Raw genomic sequence first — 1,058 nt, 5'->3', positions numbered from 1 at the left:
GTGGACATATTTAAGCGCATCCCGACGCCCGGTTCTTATCAAAACCGTCGTTAAGGCAATGATAACCAGCAATGCCTCCAGGCCTTCGCGCAACAATAAGACCAGACTAGCAGTGAATAAAGCTCCTTCGGACAAGGTGGACTCTGATAACAAACGTTGTGCGTCATCCAACAAATGCCGCGTCTCCGCCATTAGCGCACCCAATTCTCCGTTTACGTCGGGGCGGCTGGTCAATTGTCGTAGTGCCATCATGTTGGACTCGATGGATTGGCGCAGTGCTTTGTCATGCGCATCGAGGCTGTTTTCAATCAGTTCAAAACCGTCCAGATAAGCACTGACGGCGAGTTCACTTGCGGTTGAAAAATCTCCCTTCTGATGCGCTTTTTGGGCGGCTTGAAGTCGATTCCATGTGATTGCCAAGGGATCTTGGGATGCCTTGAATAATGCCGAGGGGTTAGCGCGTAAACTCTCCAAAGCTTGTAGGGTTATATCAGGGCGTGCTGCTGCCAGTTGCAGTGGGTTGTGATTAATCAGCTGCAGTTTGGTAATATTCAAATCATTGTGAGTAGGTTCGCTGGATTGAAAAGCGAGTCCACCGACATAGAATGCCATTGACCAACGCTCTTGCTCCGTTAGTTGTTGAAAAGATGGCATGGCGGTGTCGTCAATGCCATTGGTAATGGCGTCGTATAAACCCAAAATTGATCGATTTAATGCCCGCTCTTTATCGGTAAAGTCCGTGGGTGCGGGATCGAGTTGTGCTGCCAGCACTCCGTCACCTTGACCAGATACTCCATGGCAAGATCCGCAGTTAGTCTCAAATACCGGCCGGATTTTTTCTTGAGGTAATATCCGTTCCGGCAGGGATAAATGTGGCATCAATCCCAACAATGTGCCGCGTAGGCTGGCACTCATTTGACGGATCTCATCAACACCTTTCTTATCATGGATGGCCCTCTGCAATGCCATTGCTTGCACTGCGAGTGACTCTGCATCAGCAGTGGCGGCCAGCGAGCTCTTGCTAACAATCAGTTGTGAAAACTCCACCATCTCCTGAT

General features: G+C 49.7%; 1 protein-coding gene. It reads right to left on the bottom strand.

Annotation, left to right across the window (positions count from 1 at the left end; genetic code table 11):
* Window positions 1-1,058 (bottom strand): c-type cytochrome (locus tag LGT44_RS10350; protein ID WP_230333592.1); only part of this gene is annotated, 1,058 nt, incomplete at both ends.

Origin of the sequence: Thalassolituus alkanivorans (genome assembly GCF_020447205.1) — a bacterium.
GTDB classification, from domain to species: Bacteria; Pseudomonadota; Gammaproteobacteria; order Pseudomonadales; family Oceanobacteraceae; genus Venatoribacter; species Venatoribacter alkanivorans.
The sequence above is the reverse complement of the archived record's forward strand: the minus strand, read 5'-3'. Positions and strand labels throughout refer to the sequence as shown.